The following is a 22,610-nucleotide window of genomic DNA, read 5'->3' as shown; positions in this document are numbered from 1 at the left end:
CCATTAATTATCTTTCTTTACGGATTTATTCACGAAGAAATTCCCCTTATAGCCCATACGGTTAGAAATCTCTTCTGCTGCTTGAAATAATAGGTTCTCAGCTTTTATAAGGTTAGTGTCCTTTAATTGTATGGAAGGACCAACAATTCCAATGGCCGCAGCAGGTTTCTTCTTTCTGTCAAACACTGGGGCCCCCACACCGGTCACTCCGACGGTTGTTTCGTCCGTTTCCGTAAAGAGTCCGCGAATTCGAATGTTTTCAAAACGGTGCTTCATTTCATTTCTGTCGGTCACTGTGTAAGGAGTCCGTTTGGATATTTCTTCACGCAAAATTCGTTCCATTTTTTCTTTGTCTTCAAAAGCGAGAAGGGTATAGCCGAGTACGCCATAAGTATAAGGGCGCCGTTGTCCGACAACTGAAGAGAATTTTAAGCCTTCATTATTTTCTTTAATAAAAACATAAATAATGTCTTTTTCATCCCCTAGTGCCATAACAACTGTCTGTTCCGTATCTGTCTGAAGCTTTAACAAAACGTCTTCAGCCTCTTGATAAATATCTAAAGATGACGAAAGGAAGACTCCTATTTCAACAAGCTTAAGGCCTGGCCGGTAACGTTGGTCTTCTTCGTCAAACTCCAGCATCCCATTGATTTCCAAGGTACATAAAATCCGATATACGGTAGACCTTGGAATATTGGTAAAAGAAACCACCTCGTCTAAGCTCAATTTTCCCTTATTCATCGTAAAAGCTTCTAAAACGGTGATACTCCGCTCTACAGCACGTATGGGATTTGCATTGATTTCTCTCATTTTGATCAACCCTCTGCCAGGTTTGGTATATAATATAAGCACGGCAGCTTAACAAAAGGAAACAAGGGCCGGGTTAAAAATTCATCTCTTTATGGCTGATCTTTTTGGAGACCATAGTTTTCAGAGGGATCGGCCGGTTGATAGTCTTTTTCTTTATTTCTGAATTTCCACTCACTAATAATGAAAAGAATTCCAATAATGAAAGCAGAATAGTTCAAAATCCAACTATATTCCCAAATGGAATAAGGGAAAAATAAACAACCTGCAATCACGAACAGGAACAATCTTTTAGGGGTGGTCAAGTGATCAAATAAATACCCTTCCACACCCATGGCAAGCAGATAGCAGGCAAATGCTGCAGTTACTAATGTGATTCCGGTGGCAGTCCATGATTGGCTCCCATCTACACTTATTAATAGTTCTGGAGCAAATACAAACAGGAATGGCACAATATAAGCCACTAAACCCAGCTGCATAGCACGGAAACCAATTTTATGCGGACTTTCCTGAGCAATAGGAGCAGCTGCAAAACAGGCCACGGCTATAGGGGGCGTGAAGTTTGACACAATCGCGAAATAGAAGACAAAAAGGTGAGCTGCTAATGGCTGCACCCCTAAATCGATGAGAGTAGGTGCTACTAGCACAGCAACAACGGCATATGCCGCAACAGAGGGCATACCCATGCCTAGTATGATGCAAACGCCAGCACTTACGATAAGAAGAGTCAACAATCCATAATCAGCTAGCCCCTGCAAGAGCATGCCAATATTGAAACCTAACCCTGTAATACCAGTTACTCCCATAACTATGCCGGCAGCAGCTAATACAATCGTAATTTCAAGCATTAACTTTCCGGTCCCAAAAAGGATGTCAAACAACTTCGTAAACAGCTGTTTACGGATGTAGGATTGGAAAACCCCCAATGTGAAGAAAGCGATGATAGAAGCGTACATACCTGATAATGCAGGAGTGTAGCCCACGATGAACAGGAAATATACTAACGAACCAAAGGAAGGGATGATGAGCCAAACGACTTTTAAGATTCCCTTTAAGGAAGGGAGCATATAAGACTTTAACCCATCCAGCCCTCGTTTCGCAGCAATAAAGTCCACCTGTAAAAATAAACATAAATAATAAAGAATAGCTGGAATAATGGCTGCAATAGCCACTTCTACATAAGGGACCCCTAAACTTTCTGCTATGATAAATGCTGCAATCCCCATAACGGGAGGAATGATCTGTCCCCCGGTGGAAGCTACCGATTCTACCGCTCCTGCCTGGGTGCCATTAAAGTCGTTACGTTTCATCAAAGGGATCGTTACATTTCCTGTGAGCAGGACGTTGGAAACGGGGTTACCAGTGACAGAGCCTATAAAGGTGGAACCGAGAATGGATCCTTTAGCAGGTCCGCCGCGAAACCGGCCGAAGAGGAATAAGGCAATATCGTTTAAAATATCCCCGCCCTTCATGTAAATTAAAATTTGTCCAAACAGGATAAAGACTAAACCAATGGTGGAGGCTAAATCGAGCATACTCATCATGGCATTAGGATCTAGGTATAAATAATTGAATAGTTGATCCGGCGCCGTGCCGCTTCCTCTTAGGACTCCCGGTAAGTATGGGGCCAGAAAACCATAGGAAATAAAGGCAGCAACAATCGATAATAAAATAATCCCCAGCATACGGCGTATCGCTTCTAAAACAAGAAGTACAGCAATGACACATAAAATGAAGCGTTCCGTGGTAACCTGGCCGATCATTAACATAATATCCGGGTAATAAATCAGAAGATAACCTCCGACGACAAGTCCGCTTAAGGCGAGCAGCCAGTCATACCAAGGAACTTTGGTCAAGGAAGCATTTTTTGCTGCTGGAATGACTAGAAATATTCCGAACAAAATAAGCGCAAAAAACAAACCAAAATATTGTTCGTTAAAAAAGACCAGCCCTAGTTGTTGATGGATGTTCAGTACGAATAATATACCGACAATGGGTATTAAGGATAAAGAACAGTTCACTAATATCTTCATGAATGTATTATCGAACGTTCGATATCTTTTTTGTTCAGGATTTGCTTCTTTAGGTGGGCTGGAGGTTGAATGTTGAGAATGATTATCTGCCATAAGAATGATGACCTCCCACTTTAATATTGGAATCGAAGGCTACACATGGAAACGGCTGGTTACCGCTTCCATGTATCAGCCTTGACAAGCCCCATATTAGTAAGTAGATGAAAGTTAATTTCCTGTTAACTCATCTTGTGCTTCTTGTGCTTCATCCGTCCAAATACCTTGATCCTTGAAGAATTCAACAGCTGCTTCATGGTATGGAATCTCGGGCGATTCATCAAACATCTGTTCAGGGTTCCAGGTCTTTAACCAAGGATGAACATCATACAATTCTTCGTGATGCTCCCATAACGCCTCCAACATTTCATAAATATCTTCGCCATTCATATGGGTAGAACTGACAAGGTAATTTGGATATTGGATGGCTGTTGTTTCTTCAGACAGGTACCCCTCTGGTTGAACGGAGGTCATCTGTGCCGCAGGTATACGGGTTTTAATTTCGTTAAACACATCATCCGGAACATTATCAATTTCATCCGGTCCATAATCATCCAAAAAATCAAAGCCTTTCAGCCCGGTAGTACTGTGCGCTTCCTGCATTAACGGCGTAGATGGCACAAGTGCAAATGTAGCATCAAGCTGATTGTTCTGAAGCCCTTCGACGCCTCGGTCAATGGAAGGAACAGGCACTTCGTTTACGTCATCCCAGGAAAGACCGTTGGCATAGAGGGTTGCTTCGGATATAAGCTGAGCTACTGTTGCTCCAGAAAAGTCCGAAGCGACACGTTTTCCTTCCAAATCAGCAACGCTTTCAATATCAGAGTCTTCTCGAACAGCTAAGCCGGTTGCTTTGATAAAATTTCCCCGGACGATAAGACGTAATTCATCAAGAGATTCATCATAACCAACTTCTTCGTTTCCTTGATAAGCAAAGATCATATCTGGTGCGCTGTCTACACCTAAATCAATTTCCCCTTCATTTAATAGTGGAAGCCATGCGTTTATACCGGCATAGGGCTGGATAGAAGTGGAAACATCAGAGTTTTGATTAATCATGCTGGCCAAACCATTTCCGATAGCATTAACAGAAGTTCCCTGAGGAGAAGTAGCGAAACTATAAGTATCTCCACTTTCATCTGGTGTTTGACCTTCCTCTAATGGTTCACTTTCACCCCCTGCTGCTTCTTCTCCGTTTTGTTGGTCCGTCCCCCCTTCTACGCTGTTACCGGCGTCACTTCCTTCCCCGCATGCAGATAATAGAAGAAAAGCTCCTCCTGTAATCAATAACCTTCGCAAAATTTTTTTCATATTTTCACCTCTTATGATAGAATGTGTTTTTAGTAATAAGATAGCGCTTTCATAAGTCAAAAAATAAAACTAGATTTCTGAATTTTTCAAAATATGTAAATGAGTCGATTTATTATTTATAATCATCTATAAACCCCCTTTGTTTAGTAAAAATTATCATTTCTGACTCGCTTAGTGAGATTACTAACTCATTTAGTAATGAAAGTATAGCAACTTTTCAGATAACAGTCAATATGAATTAATATTTAGGAAAAAGAACAAAGGGCAGTGGAGGGCAGTGTGTTGTCATAATAACTCGCTCAGTGAGTTTTACTTCTTATTTAATCGGAAAATCTGTTAGAATAAATAAAGAGTTAAAATTGAAAAATTATTCCTGGAGGTATTTATGCGTACTGTAAATATGAATCCGATCCGATCTGTGGACCGAGCAGTTGATATATTATTGGCCTTCTCGGCTGATAAATATGAATTAAATATCGACGAATTATCAGAAATTACACAAATTCCAAATTCCACCGTTTATCGAATCCTGTGTACCTTGGAACGAAGAAGTTTGGTGCAATTTAATGAATCTACGATGAAGTATAAACCCGGGGTGCAGCTCTTTGCTTTAGGATCCCTTACGCCATACGCATTAGACGTAAGGGAGGAAGCAGAAGAAATTTTAGAAGACATATACGAGAAAACTGGCCAGACGATTATTATGGCTGTTCCGGATGGGGATGAAATTATCTATGTATATAAAAAGGAAAAAAACCACGGTCTTAAATTTTCATCATCGATCGGACAGCGCCGGCCTTATACTTATGGCGTGCTCGGTCCGAACATATTGGCTTTCCTGCCGAAAACGGAGAGTGACCGAATCTTAGAAAAGCCGAGGGCCTCTTATACAACAAAAACAGAGACAGATAACAGCGTCATGCGGAAGCGGATGGAACGTATTCGTGAAACAAAACTGTATGTAGAATCAGACGAAACAACTCTGGGAGTTACAGGGGTTGGGGCCCCTGTTTTTGACATGAACGGAGAAGTTATTGCTGCCATTGGTGCACTTGGTCCTACCGTTTATATCGAAGACCAAATGGATCTTGTTAAGGAACTTATTCATGAAGGGGGAAACAAAATATCCCAAAAAATGGGCTTCCATTCATAACAAGCCAGAATCTGCTGTAATAGAGCTTCGCTGGTACGGTCACTAAGACGCGTCTATAGTGACCGTACACGTGCGTATGTAAGTTTTTTTGAAAGCGGACCAAGGGGGATCTTCCATAACAAAGAAATAGAAAAATACAGCGTTTTGATATGATAATATTCAAAACAATATTCAGCGTTTTTAAAGGAATTTTTCTATCTATGCAGAAAAAGTAGGAAAGGATGTGAGTAATGATGAAAAGTGATGGATTTACTTATGCGGCAGATATGACCAATCAGCTGGCGGAAGAACTGCCGGAACCATTATGGGATAAACCGCTGATTGATGAAGTCGGGACGGTGCGCCAGCTCTTCAGGCATATCATCCGCGTGCGGGGTGTGTACAGCAGCGCGTTTGTCACAGGAAAAGTTGAGTTTCCCGGCTACCTTGTGGCAGATGAAGCTAATCTGCATCAGGAACTTCGCCGGAGCACAGAGGAGATGGCTCAATCTTTTGAAAATACGCATCTTTCTGAAATTAGAATGTATCAGGATTATATTGCCCCGGAGGAGCTTCTGCATACAGCTATCCAGCATGAAGGAATCCATCAGGGCCAGTATTATATCGCCTTTCAACAGGCAGGTATTCACATCCCGGAACAATGGAAAATGGACTGGAATTTATAGATGTATAAATGTAATTCGTATTGTAAACGGTAACAAAGTTTGGTAGTCTTATCATAACATAAGTCATCAGATGACCATATCTTTAACGAAACATGGGAGGCCTGACAACCGATGAAAGTATCCTTATTTATCACATGTCTCGGGGATATGTTTTATCCCGGCGTAGGCAAAGACATGGTAGAACTGCTGGAAAGACACGGCTGTGAAGTGGATTTTCCGGAAGAGCAGACATGCTGCGGACAGCCGGCATTTAACAGCGGTTATCATTCCGATACAAAAAAAGTCGCAAAGCATATGATTAAGACGTTCGAGGAGGCGGAAGCAGTAGTGACCCCATCCGGATCCTGTGCGGGGATGCTGAAAGAATATCCCGGTCTGCTGGAAGAGGAACCGAAATGGAGAAAACGTGCAGAAGAACTGGCAGGAAAAACCTATGAGCTTACGCAGTTTTTGTACCGAGAACTGGGAGTTACAGATACAGGGGCAGTATTGCATGCCAGAGCCACGTACCACTCTTCCTGCCACATGATGCGCCTTCTTGGGGAAAAAGAAGCCCCCTATAAGCTGCTGGAGAATGTGACAGGTCTTGATTTAAGAGACTTGCCGAATAGACAGGATTGCTGCGGATTCGGTGGGACGTTTTCGGTGAAAATGACGCCGATTTCCGAGCAGATGGTCGATGAAAAAGTCGATCACGTAGAAGAGACGGAAGCAGAAATCTTAATCGGGGCAGACAGCGGCTGTCTCATGAATATCGGGGGCCGGATGAACCGCCGGAATAAAAAGGTGAAAGTGATGCATATCGCACAAGTATTAAACCACAGAGAAATACAGGAAGGAGGAGAAGACTATGCCGATGAAAATCGCGCCGGAACAAACATTTAATGAGCGTGTCCAGACAGGACTGGATGATTCCTACATGAGAGAAACAGTCCGGTCTGCGCAGGAGCGGCTGTATACAAACAAATCCAAAGCAGAAAACGACTTGGGGCACTGGGAGGAGTGGCGCACGTTATCCGAGCAAATTCGTTCCCATACACTTGAAAATCTTGATTATTATTTGGAGCAGCTGAGCGATAATGTCGTGAAAAACGGAGGGCATATATACTTTGCCCAGACCCCCGAAGAAGCCAATCAATATGTGAAAAAGGTAGCAGCTGAAAAAGAAGCTAAAAAAATTATTAAGTCCAAATCAATGGTTACGGAAGAAACAAGTATGAATGAGGCCCTCGAGGAAATAGGAATCGAAGTAGTGGAATCGGATCTGGGGGAATACATTCTGCAGGTTGACGACCATGACCCCCCTTCACACATTGTGGCTCCAGCTCTGCACAAAAATAAGGAACAAATTCGGGACACCTTTGAACGGCTAAAAGGATACGATAAATCCTCGAAACCGGAAGAATTGACACAGTTTGCACGAGAGCAGCTGCGGGAGGAATTTCTGGAAGCTGATATTGGAATTACCGGGTGCAACTTTGCCGTGGCTGAATCAGGGAGTGTCGCGCTGGTAACTAATGAAGGGAATGCGCGGCTGGCAACCACCATACCAAAAACCCAGATCTCTGTGATGGGGATGGAGCGGATTGTACCAACGTGGGAAGAACTTGATATCATGGTCAGTATGCTGTGCCGCAGCGCGGTAGGCCAGAAGCTTACAAGCTATGTGACCGGGTTGACGGGACCCAGGGGAGAAGATGATCTGGATGGTCCGGAAGAGTTCCACCTTGTCGTCCTTGATAATGGGCGATCCAACATACTGGGAACAGCTTTTCAATCCGCTCTGCACTGTATCCGCTGTGCGGCCTGTATCAATGTGTGTCCGGTATACCGGCACGTGGGAGGGCATTCTTACGGATCAATTTATCCAGGTCCGATCGGGGCGGTCCTCACTCCGCTTCTGGAAGGGTATGAAGATCATAAGGATCTCCCATACGCCTCCAGCTTATGCGCAGCCTGTACGGATGCCTGCCCTGTCAAAATACCGCTTCATGAACATTTAATTGAGCACCGGAAAATTATTGCGGAAGAAGAAAAGAAAACGTCTCTCGGGGAGGCCTATGCCATGAAAGGATTCGGGCTTGCCGCCAGTTCTCCCGGGTTGTTTCAGATGGCAACGAAAACAGCTCCTTATATGCTTTCTCCTCTAACAAAAGAGGGAGCTATTGAAAAGGGACCGGGTATGATGAGCGGCTGGACAGAAATCCGCAGCTTTCCCGCACCGGAAAAAGAAAGGTTTAGAGACTGGTTTAAAAACCGCAGCAAAAAGGGGAGCTCGTCATGACAAAAGGAACCATGTACAATCGTGAAGCCTTTTTAAACAACATTGCCGCCAAACTGGGGAGAGAGCGGAAGCGGTCCGGTGTAACCCGGCCGATATATGAGACACAGCCACAATGGGACGTGATGGCGGACTACTCCACGGACCAACTGGTAGATGTATTAAAGAAACAATGTGAGGTTATCCATACGGACGTGGAAGAAACCACAATGGAGAAGCTGCCAATTGTTATCGATTCGGTCCTAAAAAAATACGGGGCAGAAAAGGCTGTAGTCTGGGACGACCCGCGTTTTTCAGCTTTTGGATTGGATTCCTTCCTTGTTCGGGAAGACGTTGACATCTGGGGAGAAGCTCCCGGACGGGAAAACATCCGCATTTCGGAACAGGCAGACCTCGGCATCACATTTGCGGATTACACCTTGGCAGAATCCGGTACTGTAGTACTGATGAACGGGGTTGGCAAAGGTCAGTCGGTCAGTCTTCTGCCTACCTATTACATCGGATTAATTCCGCTGAGTACAATAGTTCCAAGAATGAGCCAGGTGACCAGGAGCATTCATAAAGAAGCAGAAGCAGGGCGCCGCGTTCCTTCCTGTATTAACTTTATCTCCGGGCCAAGCAACAGTGCGGATATTGAACTGGACCTGGTGGTGGGGGTGCACGGGCCGATACGTGCTACGTACATTTTATTTGATGACCGATAATGCCTGCGGCAAGCCTGTGTTATAATGAATCCCAATAGGTCATGAAGGAGAACGCCGTATGACGTATAAACAAATCGAAACAAAGAAAATCTCTGAAATTGTACGTGAACAAATTGAAGAGATGATTAAAAAAGGAGACATTCAGCCGGGAGATAAACTGGATTCCGTCGTCTCCCTTTCCGACCAGTTTCAGGTCAGCCGCTCCGCTGTCCGCGAAGCGCTCAGTGCACTCCGGGCAGTGGGTATCGTTACGATAAAGCAGGGGGAAGGAACGTTTGTGAATAATTACGATTTCTCTGAAGTACTGGACCCGATGAAACCAGAACGAATTATATCAAAAAAAGAAATGCTGGAGCTATTTGAAATCAGAAAAATCATGGAAGTCGGGGCCGCGGAGCTGGCGGCGGAAAAGCATACTACAGCCCAACTGGCAGAGATGAAAAAGGCATTGGAGGAAATGGGAATTGCTTCCGGGGAAGATAATGTCGGCGAAGCGGCAGACGTTGCTTTCCATATGGCCGTTGCAGAAGCATCCTGTAACACCCTGATGGTTGATATGATGGATCAGCTCTCTGATACGCTGCGAAAAACAATGTTTGAAAGCCGCCGGGTATGGCTGTTCTCGGAAAAAAGAACCCTGCAGCGGCTGTACGAAGAACACGAGAATATTTACCAGGCCATTGCCGATCGTGATCCTTCTGCTGCCCGGACGTCCATGCTCGATCATTTGGCTAATGTGGAGCAAACATTAATAAAGAGTCTAAGCTGAAACTACACTGGAAAAGCCGAGTCAAAAGAAAGTTGCCTCGGCTTTTTACTGTTCTAAGTTCAAAAAGTATCCAGCCCCCGAACGCTCGAAGGCACATAAGAAGGGAGGCGGCAGCTATGGAGAACTGGAACAAACGAATTTCAGCTCTTATTCTTCTCCAAAGTGGCTTTTGAGCTTGCTAGAAAAACGATAAGGAGATGGAGTGTACTCCAAATACTCCTGGAAGACACTAAAAGATAAACATGAAATCTTACTGTTCTCCAACCTTTGCATGGAACACATTAGCTCCAAATAATGATGCTGTACTGTCCTCCCCTACTATCCTATCCCTGCACGGTCTATCGTCTTAACCACGATTTTTCTTATTAGGCAGTTTTCGTAAGCTAAATCCTAACAACCAAAAGAGTCCAGCACAGAGAAGGAGACTGAAAGCCGGTGGGCCAAGGGCAATAACAATATCCTGATAGGTCCATGGATAAAAATAGTTCATGCCATACGCAGCACCACTTAACAGGGCGCTTCCACACGCCGGCAGGAAAATGGCTTTCGGAAAGCGCCGCAGTTTGAATGCTGCGAAACCTCCAAGCAGCGCATACAGGATGAGCGTCGTAGTAGGATTCATGAGAAAGAGCGCCGTCGAGCTAAGCCATCTCTGCTGAGAATGATTGGGAACATCGAGCTCAATCGTGGTGGCTTCTTTATCGGCAAGATCCATGGAACGAAGTTTATAGGACTCCGGCTGGTCGGGCCAGTTTTCATCTTCTACATACATCACTTGGTTGGATTTATGATAGAAAGACGGGGATTCTATATTACTGCTGTCCGCGGTTAATCGTTCACTCTGCCCCGTTTCATTATTAAACAGAAAAAGATCATATTGATTTGTCTTCTCCGCTGCGGCAGTGTTTGATATGGCACTGTAAGCCACCTGCTGTCCATCCGGAGCAAGGACCGCTCCATAGATTCCGGTTGGAAATTGTTTATAGGAGGCGGGAATATCACTCGTCTCCGATAAAGGATAAGTACGTATTTCTTCCTTATTTTCCTCGGTGATATTGAAAAGCAGATATTCTCCCTGCGGAGAAATGGATAAGTGGCTCATGATAAAGTAATCATTGTTTGTTATTTTCTCTGTTTCCCCAGACCCGCGTTCTATCGCATAAATATCAAAACTGCCCGCTGATGTGCTGTCTTCAGCCATCCAATCTTCCGTTGGAATTCCAATGGCATATATCGTCGTACCGTTCGGGGAAAAAACAGCATCCCGGATATGGAGGTCGTCCCCGGTTAAACGTTGTGGTTCCGATTCTCCAAGCCGGACCGTAAATAAAGAATGGATCTGCTCCTTGGTTTCATCTAAAAAAAGCAATTCCTCCCCGTCGGGAGAAAAAACCGGGTTGGTCTCGTCTGCACTGGCAGCATTGGTAACCCGGGCCGCATGACTGCCGTCCATGTTGGCAGTGTACAGATAGGTACTCCCGTTTATATAATAAGAAACAGCGATTCCGCTGTCCTGAGGTGCGATAGCTGCATCACTTCCCATTCCGGTATAAAAACGGTATTCGTCAAAAAGGAAGGAAAGAAAAATAGATGCAAGCAGTAACATAGATAGAAGGAGGAGCAAAGACCGTGAAAGAAGTGCCTGTTTCATATACAACCGCCTGCCTGAATTTGGTATAATTACTTTTTCAATGATATCATCAATTATTTTATAAATGTAGCTGAAATAACATTTTTAGGAAAATAGAAGGAGGTATAAAGAAACAGACGAAAAGGGGGGGTATTGATGGACCGTATTTCGATAAGACGTATTGATACGATGGATAAGGTGGAATGGGATCGTCTCTGCGCTGAAAGCAGAGCAGAGGACCTTCGCTTTTTGACACGATTAGAACGGGAGTATGCGATTGGGGAGAATACGTCCGGAGAACAAGGCGAAGCGCTTTTTGGGGCATGCCTGGAAGATGGCACATTAATTGCTGTCGGCGGCATCACCAAGGATTCCTATTCCGATATAGAAGAAACGGGGAGAATCAGACGTTTTTATGTATCGGCGGACTATCGCCAATATGGGGTGGGCGCCAGACTGCTTGCTGAAATGATTCGTTACGCCGAATCTTATTATGAGTGGCTCGTTTTATTCGCGGATACGGAACGAGCTTCCCGGTTTTACATGGCCCATGGCTTTCTGGAAAGCGCAGATTACCCATTTGCAACTCATTTTATGAAAATATGACAATTTCCTCCTCTTAACGATGGTGGAAAAAAGAAGGAGTTCAAGAATGACAGGCCAGACAAGAAGACTAACAGTGGAAGATGCCCCTTCCTGTGCTTCGTTACGAAAAGAAGCTTTAGCAGACAGCCCGGAAGCTTTTGCTTCCACTTACCAGGAAGAAGTGAAAGATGGCGATTTTATGGGAAAAGTTCAGCAGCGCCTCCTTTGCCGGGATGCAGTTACATTTGGAAGTTTTTATGAGGATCAGCTGGTGGGAACGGTCATGGTTTGGAAAAAATCGATTCAGAAAATGAGGCATAAAGCAGATATTGAAGCCATGTATGTAACAAAAAGATATCGCGGCTCCGGGGTTGGAAGGGCTCTGATGCAGGCTGTATTTGCTCAGGCTCGTATCTGGGATTTGGAACAGCTGCAGCTCGCCGTTGTCTCTTCCAATCAGGAAGCCAAAGCGTTTTATCACTCTTTTGGTTTTCAGACTTACGGGGTGGAAAAAGCAGCCTTGAAGCACAATGGGGTTTACTGGGATGAAGAGTATATGACCTTGTTCTTGTAAGCGATGATAGACGTTCTGATTTTATCCTCTTCAACCTCGTATTTCGATTCTCTGTCCATTTCCACATATTGCGGAAGAAGGTATGTACGTTATAGGATTTTTTTCATCATACAATAATAGTGTAAGGGGTTACAGAAGAGAGGGGGTGATGAGGTGGAACAGTTAAATCACCGGCAGACAGAACTGTTGTTATTTCTATTGAACCACGAGGGGTTTCACACCTCGCAATCCATTGGAGAACATTTTCAAGTGACCTCCCGGACGGTGCGAAATGATGCGGACCGTATTGCTGCTGTGTTGGAAGAATGGCAGCTTGACGCTGAAGTTGTACGGAAACCAAGCGAAGGAATCAAGCTCAGAACGTCTATTAAAACCGCCCAGATTATAAAAATGGCGTTAGAGCCAAAACCCCATACCTTAAGTGAACCTTTACGGGAATTGATTTTAGAATTATCCGGGCGCCGTAAATTTATCCAGTTACAGGATATCATGAATACCTATTTTGTCAGCCGCTCCAAAGCTGTTCAATTATTGGACGAGGCAAAGCTGTGGCTGCGGCATTACGGTCTGGACCTGGAGCGGAGGAAGCCGAAAGGAGTTCGGATAAGCGGAGATGAATGGAATCTTCGTAGAATGATGAAGGATCTTTCCATAGAGACGGAACGTCCCGCGTCGTTTGATTATGATTTTCAACTCGTTTTCCAGGAATTTATAAAAATGGAACAAGCACTTCGTTTCCCTTTGACCGATAGAGCCCGCAATAATTTGTTATATCATACTTTGATATTTATTCAGCGTCTCCGTTTAGGAAAAATGATTGAGAAAACGACAACGGACATTCACGAAAAAATAAACGATCATCCGGAGTATAAGCTGGCCGTTCAATTTGTCCAAGGGATTTCCGAGGTTTTCCAGATAACTATACCGGCGCAGGAGGCAGATTATTTTGCTTTGCACCTGTTGGGAAGTAAGCGTGAAAGAATGAATGAAAAAGAAACCTTGGACTCCTGGAAACTGCTCGATAACGACGCCGTGTCCATTATGGAAAAATTTATTGAAGCGGTAGCATCGGATTTTTCTTCGGATATGGCCTATGATGATGATTTTAAAAGAGCACTGGTGCTTCATTTTCAAACCACCCTGCACCGGCTTCGTTATCAGCTTAGAGTGGATAATCCGATGCTGGCGGAAACAAAAAAAGAATATGCTTCTTCCTTTGAATGGGTAAGGCATTGGACACAGACAGTGGATGAACCTTTGCTGAAAGAGGTGCCGGAAGATGAAATTGGGTTTTTGGCTATCCACCTCCAATCGGCAATTGAGAGACACCGTCAGATGAACGAACCCGTGCGCAAAGTGTTAGTTGTCTGTGAAACCGGGATGGGTACGGCCTATTTAATCAAAGAAAAGTTCAATAACCTGTTCCCGGGCATAAGGGAAACGGAAGTCTCCTCTGTTCATAACTGGAAACTCAAAGAGCAGCATTTCCACCCGGATTTAATACTGTCAACGGTAACCATCGACGATGAACGAGTATTCCAAATCTCCCCTGTCTTTTCAAAAGAGGATCAAGAAGCTCTTGTACATTGGATGAACGATAAAGAAGATGGCTGGCCTGCGATTGCTCAATATTGTGATCCCTCTTTGTTTTTCCCGGCCTTCACAGCCGATTCCAGAGAACAGGCGATTGAAAAGCTGGCAGGGGAATTGGCAGAGAAAGGGTTTGCTTTTCCATCTCTTTGCAGACATGCCCTGGAACGGGAAAAAATGGGAAGCACGGCTATTTCCCCGGAAATAGCTATTCCGCATGGTCATGCAGAGGATGTTAAGACTTCCGCTATTGCCATAGGGATATTGGAACATCCGGTGGAATGGGAAGGAGAAACCATTTCCCTGATCTTTTTTATTGCTGTGGAGTATGAATCTTCGGGGGAGGCAGAAGCTCTGTTTAAGGAATTATTTCAGTTATCGGAGCAGAAAACATTCACACAAAAAGTGAAACAAGCAAAAACGTATGAAGAGTTTTTAGGGTACTTACAGAAAAAGGAGGTTTCAGAATGAAGCTTGTTGGAATTACGTCTTGTCCCAATGGGATTGCCCATACGTATATGGCAGCAGAAAATCTGAATAAAGCTGCTAAAGAAAAGGGTATAGATATAAAAGTAGAAACTCAAGGGTCTATTGGAGTAGAAAATGAACTGACGGAAGAAGATATAGAAAGCGCAGATGGAGTTGTTATAGCTGCTGATAAAACAGTAGAAAAATCACGTTTTGAAGGGAAGCCGGTACTTGAAGTCGCTTCATCGGATGCCATAAGAAGAGCGGACGAATTGCTTGCCCAGTTTGAAAACAAAGAGGTAGCGACGTATTCCGAACGTTCCGGCAAAGAGAAGGCGAAGGAAAAAATTGAGGAAGATAAAGCGAAGAAGAAGAAAAAGCAGAACCCGGTTTACCGCCATCTGATGAACGGCGTGTCCTACATGATTCCGTTTGTGGTGGTAGGCGGTCTGTTAATAGCCATCTCCCTAAGCCTGGGTGGAGAACCGACGGAAGACGGCCTTGCCATTCCGGAAGGTACGTTCTGGAGTGCGATCAACCAGCTTGGCGGCACGGCATTTAATTTTATGGTGCCGATTCTAGCCGGGTTCATCGCCATGAGTATCGCGGACCGGCCCGGACTTGCGCCGGGGATGATCGGCGGTTTCATCGCAAACGATGGCAGTTTTTACGGCAGTGAAGCCGGAGCCGGTTTTATCGGAGGAATTCTTGCCGGATTTCTGGCCGGTTATATTGCAAAGTGGATTAAAGAGGTAAAGGTCCCGGAAATGATTCAGCCCATAATGCCGATTTTGATTATTCCTATTCTGGCTTCTTTGGCTGTTGGCTTGATATTCATCTACGTATTAGGTGCTCCGATCGCAGGATTAATGGAAGCAATGACCAATGGTCTGGAAGGAATGGAAGGCGGCAGCCGGATTCTGCTTGGTATCATACTCGGTGCCATGATTAGTTTTGATATGGGCGGACCATTCAACAAAGTCGCCTTTTTATTCGGTGCTGCCCTGATTACGCAGGGGCAGCCGGAAGTGATGGGAGCGATTGCCGCAGCTATCTGCACACCGCCGCTCGGCATGGGACTGGCTTCCCTTTTGTTTAAAAAGAAATTTGAAAAAGACGAGCGTGAAGCAGGGAAAGCAGCAGTGGCCATGGGGCTTGTCGGCATAACAGAGGGAGCCATTCCTCTGGCCGCAGCGGATCCGTTCCGCGTCATCCCAAGTATTATGGCAGGCGGAATGACAGCCGGCGCTATTGCTATGCTGGGAGGCGTCGCCGATCATGTCCCGCACGGAGGTCCGGTCGTTGCCGTATTTGGGGCGATAGACAACGTGATCATGTTCTTTATTGCTATTGTCATAGGAACGATTGTGACAGCCCTGCTCGCTAATGTATTAAAGAAACCAGTTGTGGAGGGATCCTGAGATGGAAATAGACACATTAGTACAGGAAGACGCGGTAAGTGTAGCATTAAAAAGCACCAGCAGGGCAGAGGCATTGGAAGAAATGGTGGATTTACTGCCCGCATCCGCACTTCAAGACAAAAACCAATGCCTGGAAGATATCCAAAAACGCGAACAGGAAGGAAGCACCGGAATCGGGTTTGGTTTTGCCATTCCACACGGTAAATCAAACGGGGTCCAACAGGCGGCAATAGCGATTGGAAAAACAGAAGAAGGCCTTGAATGGGAAAGCTTGGACGGCAAGCCGGTAGAAGTGATATTCCTGATCGCCGTGCCGGAAGAAAACGCAGGAGATGATCACTTAAAGATTTTACAGCAGTTGTCGAGGAAGATGATGGATGAAACATTCCGTGACTCGTTAAAAGGGGCGGACACGAAAAAACAGATCGTCGACATTGTTTCGAAAATATAGGGAGGTAAAAAGGGGAACTGTTCATGAGGACAGTCCCCCTTTTTAAATATTGTCAACATCGCTGTTGCCTTATTCCTCTTTTCCTTCTATTGATGGCGCTAATGGCAACGCTTTATTATAAAAGTGTAGGTCATTCATCTTAGGCATTTGTCATAATTCGTTTAAATCATGTCAACATTAAATGGAGGAGGGGTCTCTATGAGTGCAGAAGAAAACCAAAAATCCGGCTCGATCAGGGCGAAAGTCCAGCGCTTCGGAAGCTATTTAAGCGGCATGATTATGCCGAACATCGGGGCGTTTATTGCCTGGGGGATTATTACCGCTCTGTTCATTCCGGACGGATGGACACCAAATGAAGATCTGGCTTCGTTGGTGGATCCGATGATCAATTACTTGCTGCCGCTGTTAATCGGGTATACCGGTGGTAAGATGATCCACGATACCCGCGGCGGGGTCGTCGGTGCCATTGCCACCATGGGTGTCATTGTTGGGGCAGACATTCCAATGTTTCTTGGGGCTATGGTGATAGGCCCGCTTGGCGGCTACCTGATCAAGAAATTTGATGACGCGGTGGATGGAAAGATCCGCCAGGGTTTTGAAATGCTCGTGAACAATTTCTCCGCCGGTATCATCGGCGGCGCGATGACGATTATTGGTTATTACGCGATTGGCCCGTTTGTAGCAGGATTCAACAATATCCTTGCTGCCGGTGTGGAAGCTATCGTAAATGCCGGTCTGCTGCCGCTGGCCAGTATCTTTATTGAACCAGCAAAAGTATTGTTCTTAAATAATGCTATCAACCACGGAATTTTGACTCCGCTTGGTACCAATGAAGTTAGCGAAACCGGGCAGTCCATACTGTTTATGCTGGAAACCAATCCTGGTCCGGGCCTTGGGGTGCTCTTGGCTTATTGGGTATTCGGCAGAGGGATGTCAAAAAGCTCGGCACCTGGTGCAGCTCTTATTCATTTTGTGGGTGGAATTCATGAAATCTACTTCCCGTACATTCTGATGAAACCACAATTGCTACTTGCCGTTATCGGTGGCGGAATGAGCGGTGTATTTACGTTTGTATTATTTGATGCTGGTCTGCGTGCGGTACCTTCTCCAGGAAGCATCATCGCCTACTTTGCTATGACACCCCCCGGAAACTATGTCGGTGTCGCATTAGGTATCATTATCGCAACTGCCGTCTCCTTTGCTATTGCCTCTGCGATTCTGCGTTTCAGCAAAGCCGAAGAAGAAGATCTCGGGTCCGCTGCTTCTAAAATGGAAGAAATGAAAGGCAAAGAAAGCAGTGTGACATCCGGACTGAAGGAAGAGGGAGCAAAGCCGGGCCAGCTTTCCGCACACGACATTAACAAAGTGGTGTTTGCCTGTGATGCCGGGATGGGATCGAGTGCCATGGGGGCCTCTGTCCTGAAAGATAAAGTGAAAAAAGCCGGCCTTGATATGGAAGTGACAAATTCGGCGATCAATCAAATTCCGGAGGATGCCGATGTGATTATTACCCATAAAGATTTGACGGAACGGGCGGAAGCCAAACGTCCCGATGCAGAACATGTATCGGTCGACAATTTCCTTGGCAGCGACAAGTACGATGAACTTGTAGATCGCTGGAAGGCGGATCAGGAATAATGGTAGGGTAGTTGAAAGGGGGGATTTCCCTTGACTATGGACTATATCACCGCAAGAGAAAGGGAATTGCTGCGTTATTTATTAAAACAGGAAGACGATACCCCGGTCGCTGTTGCGGCAGAAGCCTTGAACGTCAGTTCCCGGACGATCCACCGGGATTTAAAAGGACTGGAAAAAACAGTTCAGCAATTCGGCCTTGAACTAAAAAAATCAACAGGAAAAGGCGTGAAAATCCAGGGGCCTGAAAGTAAAAAACAAGACCTGGAATTAACGCTGCTCCAGCCTTCTGTGGTCGAATACTCAGGTGAAGAAAGAAGGACGTTAATCCTTTGTAAGCTGCTGGAACGCACGGAGCCGATAAAACTGAATACGCTGGCGGTGGAGCTTAAGGTCACCACAGCTACCATCAGCTATGATCTCGACAGGCTGGAGGAATGGTTCACAACCACTGACCTCCGCCTGGATAGAAGAAGAGGCTTCGGTGTCATCGTGCAAGGCAGTGAATCTGCAAAGCGGGCAGCCATAAGCAGTTTGATTGCGGAAAATTTTGCAGAAGCAGATTTATTTCGTGTCATGCGGGAAAATATTAAGAATAAAGCCTCCAGTACGGATTCCGGAACGATATCAGAAAGACTGCTTGGTCTGGTAGAAAAAGATAAATGGCTGACTGTGGAAAAAATCCTCGCGGATATGAGAGAGGAACTTCCTTATTATTTCGCCGACAGCGCCTATATCGGTCTCGTGGTTCACCTGACGCTGGCGATAGAACGCATATCCCAGGGAGAAAACATTGAGATAAATGAAACGTATCTGGAAACATTAAAGGACACGAAAGAATATGAGATGGCTCAGGCCCTGATATGGAGACTGGAAAAAGTATTTCAGCTCAAAATTCCAGAAGCCGAGATCGGCTATATTACCATGCACCTTCGAGGAGCAAAAATAAGAGAAGATCAAGATCATCTGCCTGATCTTGATCACTTATCCTCTGCAGTTCACGCCAAAGCATTAATAGCCTATATGCAAAACGCAACAGGAGAACCGTTGAAAGAAGATCCATCGCTGTATCAGGGACTGGTAGCCCATCTGGATCCTGCTTTATACCGGATTCAGGAAAATATGCGTATCCACAACCCATTATTGGAAGAAATAAAAAAAGATTATCAAGAACTATTTCTTCTGGTGAAAAAGGCTGCGGAAAACGCGCTCCCGGAGCTGAAGCTGCCGGAATCAGAAATTGGATATTTAGCTCTCCATTTTGGGTCTGCCCTGGAGAAGATACAACATCACCGAAAAGTAAATGCGCTTGTTGTTTGTTCCAGCGGTATCGGTTCATCGAAAATGCTCGTTACCCGGCTGCGGAAAGAAGTTCCGGAAATCAAGGAATTGAAAAATATTTCCATGATGGATCTAGAAGAAAATAAGGATCAATACGATGTCGTCATTTCGACACTGGAGCTGAACAGTGAAGATTTTCCAAATATTGTGGTGAACCCTTTTTTAACCCATCAAGACGTGGACAAGGTCAGGTTTTTTATTAAACAGCTGGCAGGGAAAAAAACCCCATCTCCTGCGGAGGATTCTACAGGGACATCCAGCAGAGATTCTATTCAGGTATTAAATGGAATACAACGTTACAGCGGAATCATTGTAACGCTGCTGGAAAGATTTCAAGTGCTGCCCCTGGCGGAGGACGCAGACGCCTATCAAGTACTGAGATCGGCCGGCATCCAAATAAAAAAAGCAGGACTGCTGAATGATGCTGAAGCAGCAGTGCAAGGGTTATGGACAAGGTATGAGCGCGGCGGCATTGCCCTGCCGAAATCACGGCTTGCGTTATTTCATTCCAGAACGAAGGAAGTAAAGAGTCCCTGTTTTTATATTCAGCCGCTCGCCCGTTCTATCCCCCTGCTGGCGATGGACAGCACCAGTACGGATGTGGAGCATTTCTTAATACTGCTGGCCCCGGAAGAAGATCCGGCAGAAACGTACGAAGTGCTGAGTGCCATCAGTGAACAGCTGATCGCAGATGACGAGGCCATGGAAGTGTTCGCTTCCGCAGAGGAAAAGCGGATCAAGGCGCATATGGGCTCCGCTTTTCGTGAATGGTTAAAAGAAAAATTATAAAAGGATAGGAGTGGAGCAAAATGAGTAAACCTATTCTCCAGGAAGAAAATATTAAAATGAACGCAGCCTTTTCCGGGAAAGAAGAAGCTATACGTGAAACAGGGAGAATTTTAGTAGATCAGGGATATGTAGAAGAGTCTTATATTGATGCAATGCTGGAACGGGAAGAATTGACCTCCACGTATATGGGGAATTATGTGGCTATCCCGCATGGGACAGAGGAGTCCAAAGATCGAATTAATGCATCCGGCCTGGCTGTTGTGCAGGTGCCGGACGGGGTTGATTTTGGCGGCAATACGGTCAAAGTACTTATCGGCATTGCCGGAAAAGAAAATGAACATCTGGAAATTCTGCAGAAAATCGCCTTAATCTGTTCTGAAGAAGAAAACATTACGAAAATGCTGCAGGCCCCTGATAAATCGTCGCTGCTGGCTCAGTTTAATGAGGTGAAATAAATGAAAGCCCTGCAGATAGGTGCCGGTAACATTGGGAGAGGTTTTATTGGTCAGCTTTTGTCAGAAGCCGGGTATGAGCTGTGTTTTGCTGATATCAACGACGACTTGATTAAAAAGCTGCAGAACAGACAAGCCTACCGTGTGGAGCTAGCGGGGGAAGAGAAACAAGGGATAGACGTGGAGAATGTCGAAGCGGTTCACAGTATGCATCAGGAAGAGGAACTGCTGGGACGAATCGCAGAAGCAGACCTGATCACCACTGCGGTCGGCCCTAATGTTCTGAAAAGCATTGCTCCGGCTCTGGCCAAAGGCCTGCAAAAAAGATGGCGGGAGCATTCCAGGCCGTTAAATATCATTGCCTGTGAGAACATGGCTGGGGCCACCGATCAATTAAAGTCCTATATCAAAGAACACCTCACTTCGGAAGAAAAACAGCAGGCTGATATGTTCGTTGGGTTTGCCAATGCAGCCGTGGATCGTATCGTACCGGAACAGCCTCCCGAAAATGAGTTAGCAGTGACGGTAGAGCCTTTTTTCGAATGGGCGGTGGAAACTCCTTCCTTAAAAGGAGACCGGCCTGATGTGCCAACTGTTACATTCGTGGAAGATCTAACGCCGTATATTGAACGAAAGCTGTTTACTGTAAATACAGGACATGCAGCCCTCGCTTATCATGGATACGCGGCAGGTCTTCCAACGATTAAAGAGGCCGTAGAAACCCCGGCGGTTTATGAAAAATTTAAACAGGTGTTAGAAGAGACCAGCATTTTGCTCGAAAGCAAGCACGGATTTTCCGCAGAGGATATGAAACAGTACCGCTTTAAAATCACCGAGCGTTTCCGTAACCCCTATATTTCGGATTCAGTGGAAAGAGTCGGGAGAGGCCCTATACGAAAATTGGGACCTAAAGATAGGTTGGTCCGGCCGGCATTAGAACTGATGGAGCTTAACAAAGAACCAGAGGCGCTGGCTGGTACCATCGCTGCCTGCCTCGATTTCCAGTATGAACAGGATCCGGAAGCCGTCGAACTGCAGCAGCAGATTCAGGAAAATGGAAAAGAAGGAGCACTAACAACCTATACAGGATTGCCCGCCGGCCATCCTTTGATAAAAAAAGTATTATCACTTTAACTCGAAAGGGGCTGTATAAAAGGTACAGCTCCTTTTCTTTGCCTTAAAGATGAAACGCATGGGGCAGGAGCAGGAAAGCGAAGACATTCAGTGGTTCGCCAGCTAAAACCGGTCACGTCCTGTGGCAGATGCTGGCACTAGAACCTCCTGTTCGTCGAAGCAGCAGCAGCCGATCATAAGCGGTGGCGCTGCCGGTGACCCGCTGGGAGCCGATGCCGCTTCTTGTGCTTTGAAGTGAAAGCGTCTGACGGCAGTGTATGCCCTCCTTGGAAAGTTGATTGTCCCAGTTCTCTTTGGTATTGAATTGAAAAACCATGCTAGCCGAGGACATTTATTCCGTTATTTCTTCGGTTTTTCCCATTTTGAAGGGGGGATCGGACATCTGTTCCGTTATTCCCCCTTTAGAGTGTAAAAAAACAGCCCCAGAGCCCGGATAGCGGAACAAATAAATTTAGAATAAAAAGTGGACACCTTCTTCATGGACATGGCATGATAAAACCAACAAGGAGGGTTCCCCCATGGGTGAACAGCGTCAACAGTACAGCGAAGCTTTTAAAAAGGACACGGTCCGTTATGTCCAGCAGCACAAACAACAGAAAAACATCACCGACATTGCCGAGGACTTACAGATTCCTCGAAGCGCGTTGTATGAATGGATGAAGCAATACCGCGAATTTGACGACGAACCGGTTGTCGACCACCAACACGTCAAAGACCTGGAACGCCAGTTGAAAGCCAAAGAAAAGGAACTGGCGGATAAAGAAGAAGAACTGGCGATTTT

At 45.4% G+C, this 22,610-nt stretch carries 20 protein-coding genes; 16 read left to right on the top strand and 4 right to left on the bottom strand.

The features are described 5' to 3' along the window. Positions 1–3: 3 nt before the first annotated feature. The 3 genes from G475_RS0118125 to G475_RS0118115 form a co-directional block, all read right to left on the bottom strand. Positions 4–810, bottom strand: a complete 807-nt coding sequence (locus tag G475_RS0118125) for an IclR family transcriptional regulator (protein WP_026702493.1) — start codon at positions 808–810, stop codon at positions 4–6. A gap of 89 nt (positions 811–899) precedes the next feature. Then, on the bottom strand, positions 900–2,933 hold the full coding sequence (locus tag G475_RS25550) for a TRAP transporter permease (RefSeq protein ID WP_051302675.1): 2,034 nt from the start codon (positions 2,931–2,933) through the stop codon (positions 900–902). Positions 2,934–3,047: 114 nt separating this feature from the next. Further along, positions 3,048–4,187, bottom strand: coding sequence for a TAXI family TRAP transporter solute-binding subunit (locus G475_RS0118115; protein ID WP_026702492.1), 1,140 nt, complete (start codon positions 4,185–4,187; stop codon positions 3,048–3,050). Positions 4,188–4,572: 385 nt separating this feature from the next. Between G475_RS0118115 and G475_RS0118110 the strand changes: the two genes are divergently transcribed. The 6 genes from G475_RS0118110 to G475_RS0118085 all read left to right on the top strand — a co-directional run bounded on the left by G475_RS0118110 (position 4,573) and on the right by G475_RS0118085 (position 9,759). Next, positions 4,573–5,340 carry an IclR family transcriptional regulator gene (locus tag G475_RS0118110; protein WP_026702491.1) on the top strand — a complete coding sequence of 256 codons (768 nt, stop codon included), beginning with the start codon at positions 4,573–4,575 and terminating at the stop codon, positions 5,338–5,340. A gap of 230 nt (positions 5,341–5,570) precedes the next feature. After that, positions 5,571–6,005, top strand: coding sequence for a DinB family protein (locus G475_RS0118105; protein WP_233275811.1), 435 nt, complete (start codon positions 5,571–5,573; stop codon positions 6,003–6,005). Positions 6,006–6,116: 111 nt separating this feature from the next. Continuing rightward, positions 6,117–6,890: a (Fe-S)-binding protein gene (locus G475_RS0118100; protein ID WP_026702489.1), complete on the top strand. Its 774-nt coding sequence runs from the start codon at positions 6,117–6,119 to the stop codon at positions 6,888–6,890. Continuing rightward, a complete protein-coding gene (locus G475_RS0118095) occupies positions 6,856–8,289 on the top strand; it encodes a LutB/LldF family L-lactate oxidation iron-sulfur protein (RefSeq protein WP_026702488.1) in 1,434 nt (477 codons plus the stop codon). Before G475_RS0118100 ends, G475_RS0118095 begins: the two co-directional genes overlap by 35 nt. Then, positions 8,286–8,990, top strand: coding sequence for a LutC/YkgG family protein (locus G475_RS0118090; RefSeq protein WP_026702487.1), 705 nt, complete (start codon positions 8,286–8,288; stop codon positions 8,988–8,990). The genes G475_RS0118095 and G475_RS0118090 overlap by 4 nt, the downstream gene beginning before the upstream one ends. Positions 8,991–9,048: 58 nt before the next feature. Next, entirely contained in the window at positions 9,049–9,759 is a 711-nt protein-coding gene (locus G475_RS0118085) for a FadR/GntR family transcriptional regulator (RefSeq protein ID WP_026702486.1), read from the top strand. Between the two features lie 346 nt (positions 9,760–10,105). Here the strand turns inward: G475_RS0118085 and G475_RS0118080 are convergent, their stop codons facing one another. Beyond that, a complete protein-coding gene (locus G475_RS0118080) occupies positions 10,106–11,410 on the bottom strand; it encodes a TolB family protein (RefSeq protein ID WP_026702485.1) in 1,305 nt (434 codons plus the stop codon). 135 nt (positions 11,411–11,545) lie between these two features. On the opposite strand from G475_RS0118080, the gene G475_RS0118075 reads away from it, so the two are divergent. The 10 genes from G475_RS0118075 to G475_RS0118025 all read left to right on the top strand — a co-directional run. Beyond that, entirely contained in the window at positions 11,546–11,995 is a 450-nt protein-coding gene (locus tag G475_RS0118075) for a GNAT family N-acetyltransferase (protein WP_026702484.1), read from the top strand. 46 nt (positions 11,996–12,041) lie between these two features. Further along, the gene (locus G475_RS0118070) at positions 12,042–12,548 is read left to right on the top strand and encodes a GNAT family N-acetyltransferase (protein ID WP_026702483.1); all 507 of its coding nucleotides are present in this window, start codon (positions 12,042–12,044) and stop codon (positions 12,546–12,548) included. A gap of 153 nt (positions 12,549–12,701) precedes the next feature. After that, on the top strand, positions 12,702–14,609 hold the full coding sequence (locus G475_RS0118065; protein ID WP_026702482.1) for a BglG family transcription antiterminator: 1,908 nt from the start codon (positions 12,702–12,704) through the stop codon (positions 14,607–14,609). After that, complete coding sequence (locus G475_RS0118060; RefSeq protein ID WP_026702481.1) at positions 14,606–16,027, top strand: PTS fructose transporter subunit IIC; 1,422 nt, start codon at positions 14,606–14,608, stop codon at positions 16,025–16,027. Before G475_RS0118065 ends, G475_RS0118060 begins: the two co-directional genes overlap by 4 nt. A 1-nt stretch (position 16,028) precedes the next feature. Beyond that, entirely contained in the window at positions 16,029–16,478 is a 450-nt protein-coding gene (locus tag G475_RS27570) for a PTS sugar transporter subunit IIA (RefSeq protein WP_026702480.1), read from the top strand. A gap of 198 nt (positions 16,479–16,676) precedes the next feature. Continuing rightward, positions 16,677–18,116: a PTS mannitol transporter subunit IICB gene (locus G475_RS0118050; RefSeq protein WP_035711791.1), complete on the top strand. Its 1,440-nt coding sequence runs from the start codon at positions 16,677–16,679 to the stop codon at positions 18,114–18,116. Positions 18,117–18,152: 36 nt separating this feature from the next. Further along, positions 18,153–20,243 (top strand): BglG family transcription antiterminator, encoded by a 2,091-nt coding sequence (locus tag G475_RS0118045; protein ID WP_035711812.1) that lies wholly within the window; start codon positions 18,153–18,155, stop codon positions 20,241–20,243. A gap of 20 nt (positions 20,244–20,263) precedes the next feature. Continuing rightward, on the top strand, positions 20,264–20,698 hold the full coding sequence (locus G475_RS0118040) for a PTS sugar transporter subunit IIA (RefSeq protein WP_026702477.1): 435 nt from the start codon (positions 20,264–20,266) through the stop codon (positions 20,696–20,698). After that, complete coding sequence (locus G475_RS0118035) at positions 20,699–21,829, top strand: mannitol-1-phosphate 5-dehydrogenase (protein ID WP_026702476.1); 1,131 nt, start codon at positions 20,699–20,701, stop codon at positions 21,827–21,829. Between the two features lie 518 nt (positions 21,830–22,347). Beyond that, positions 22,348–22,610: transposase (locus G475_RS0118025; protein WP_026702475.1), on the top strand; the 263-nt coding region annotated here is incomplete at its 3' end.

Origin of the sequence: Salibacterium aidingense DSM 18341 (genome assembly GCF_000429685.1) — a bacterium.
Lineage (GTDB): Bacteria > Bacillota > Bacilli > Bacillales > Marinococcaceae > Salibacterium > Salibacterium aidingense.
The sequence above is the reverse complement of the archived record's forward strand: the minus strand, read 5'-3'. Positions and strand labels throughout refer to the sequence as shown.

Bases quoted from the DNA above. Each gene is read 5' to 3' on its own strand.
- G475_RS0118125 (WP_026702493.1), bottom strand. From the start codon at position 810: ATGAGAGAAATCAATGCAAATCCCATACGTGCTGTAGAGCGGAGTATC.
- G475_RS25550 (WP_051302675.1), bottom strand. From the start codon at position 2,933: ATGGCAGATAATCATTCTCAACATTCAACCTCCAGCCCACCTAAAGAA.
- G475_RS0118115 (WP_026702492.1), bottom strand. From the start codon at position 4,187: ATGAAAAAAATTTTGCGAAGGTTATTGATTACAGGAGGAGCTTTTCTT.
- G475_RS0118110 (WP_026702491.1), top strand. From the start codon at position 4,573: ATGCGTACTGTAAATATGAATCCGATCCGATCTGTGGACCGAGCAGTT.
- G475_RS0118105 (WP_233275811.1), top strand. From the start codon at position 5,571: ATGATGAAAAGTGATGGATTTACTTATGCGGCAGATATGACCAATCAG.
- G475_RS0118100 (WP_026702489.1), top strand. From the start codon at position 6,117: ATGAAAGTATCCTTATTTATCACATGTCTCGGGGATATGTTTTATCCC.
- G475_RS0118095 (WP_026702488.1), top strand. From the start codon at position 6,856: ATGCCGATGAAAATCGCGCCGGAACAAACATTTAATGAGCGTGTCCAG.
- G475_RS0118090 (WP_026702487.1), top strand. From the start codon at position 8,286: ATGACAAAAGGAACCATGTACAATCGTGAAGCCTTTTTAAACAACATT.
- G475_RS0118085 (WP_026702486.1), top strand. From the start codon at position 9,049: ATGACGTATAAACAAATCGAAACAAAGAAAATCTCTGAAATTGTACGT.
- G475_RS0118080 (WP_026702485.1), bottom strand. From the start codon at position 11,410: ATGAAACAGGCACTTCTTTCACGGTCTTTGCTCCTCCTTCTATCTATG.
- G475_RS0118075 (WP_026702484.1), top strand. From the start codon at position 11,546: ATGGACCGTATTTCGATAAGACGTATTGATACGATGGATAAGGTGGAA.
- G475_RS0118070 (WP_026702483.1), top strand. From the start codon at position 12,042: ATGACAGGCCAGACAAGAAGACTAACAGTGGAAGATGCCCCTTCCTGT.
- G475_RS0118060 (WP_026702481.1), top strand. From the start codon at position 14,606: ATGAAGCTTGTTGGAATTACGTCTTGTCCCAATGGGATTGCCCATACG.
- G475_RS27570 (WP_026702480.1), top strand. From the start codon at position 16,029: ATGGAAATAGACACATTAGTACAGGAAGACGCGGTAAGTGTAGCATTA.
- G475_RS0118050 (WP_035711791.1), top strand. From the start codon at position 16,677: ATGAGTGCAGAAGAAAACCAAAAATCCGGCTCGATCAGGGCGAAAGTC.
- G475_RS0118045 (WP_035711812.1), top strand. From the start codon at position 18,153: ATGGACTATATCACCGCAAGAGAAAGGGAATTGCTGCGTTATTTATTA.
- G475_RS0118040 (WP_026702477.1), top strand. From the start codon at position 20,264: ATGAGTAAACCTATTCTCCAGGAAGAAAATATTAAAATGAACGCAGCC.
- G475_RS0118035 (WP_026702476.1), top strand. From the start codon at position 20,699: ATGAAAGCCCTGCAGATAGGTGCCGGTAACATTGGGAGAGGTTTTATT.